Source organism: Luteibacter yeojuensis, assembly GCF_011742875.1.
Classification (GTDB): Bacteria; Pseudomonadota; Gammaproteobacteria; order Xanthomonadales; family Rhodanobacteraceae; genus Luteibacter; species Luteibacter yeojuensis.
Genome location: NZ_JAAQTL010000006.1, coordinates 1 through 1,028 on the forward strand (window position 1 = coordinate 1; position 1,028 = coordinate 1,028).

General features: G+C 56.5%; 2 rRNA genes. Both read left to right on the plus strand.

Annotated features, from left to right (window positions below):
* Nucleotides 1-757 (plus strand): 23S ribosomal RNA (locus HBF32_RS19095); the annotation flags it as partial.
* A gap of 113 nt (nucleotides 758-870) precedes the next feature.
* Nucleotides 871-985, plus strand: a 5S ribosomal RNA gene (rrf, locus tag HBF32_RS19100).
* Nucleotides 986-1,028 lie beyond the last annotated feature (43 nt).

Genomic DNA, 1,028 nt, shown 5'->3' on the forward strand with positions numbered 1-1,028 from the left:
AGTTTCGGTGGAGCCATCCTTGAAATACCACCCTGAAGTGCTTGACGTTCTAACCTAGGTCCGTAATCCGGATCGGGGACCATGTATGGTGGGTAGTTTGACTGGGGCGGTCTCCTCCCAAAGAGTAACGGAGGAGCACGAAGGTACGCTCAGCGCGGTCGGACATCGCGCACTGTGTGCAAAGGCATAAGCGTGCTTGACTGCGAGATCGACGGATCAAGCAGGTACGAAAGTAGGTCTTAGTGATCCGGTGGTTCTGTATGGAAGGGCCATCGCTCAACGGATAAAAGGTACTCCGGGGATAACAGGCTGATACCGCCCAAGAGTTCATATCGACGGCGGTGTTTGGCACCTCGATGTCGGCTCATCACATCCTGGGGCTGTAGCCGGTCCCAAGGGTATGGCTGTTCGCCATTTAAAGTGGTACGCGAGCTGGGTTCAGAACGTCGTGAGACAGTTCGGTCCCTATCTGTCGTGGGCGTTGGAGATTTGAGGGGGGCTGCTCCTAGTACGAGAGGACCGGAGTGGACGTTCCGCTGGTGTTCGGGTTGTCATGCCCATGGCATTGCCCGGTAGCTACGAACGGAAGTGATAACCGCTGAAAGCATCTAAGCGGGAAGCACGCCCCAAGATGAGATCTCCCGAGAGCTCGACTCTCCTTAAGGCACCATCAAGACTAGGTGGTTGATAGGCGCGGTGTGGAAGTGCAGCAATGCATTGAGCTTACGCGTACTAATGAGCCGTGAGGCTTGACCATATAACCCCAAGACGCTTCACCGTCTTAACGCAATCCTCCGGTCGACCCCGGACGCTTGTCACTCGTTTACACCCTCTGTGGAGCCGGCGCATCTGCGCCGCTCCCACCCCTTCCCTGGCGGCTATAGCGGCGTGGTACCACCTGATCCCATCCCGAACTCAGAAGTGAAACGCGCATGCGCCGATGGTAGTGTGGCTCAAGCCATGCAAGAGTAGGTCACCGCCAGGGGCTTTATCCTAAAACCCGGTCTCGAATGAGGCCGGGTTTTTTC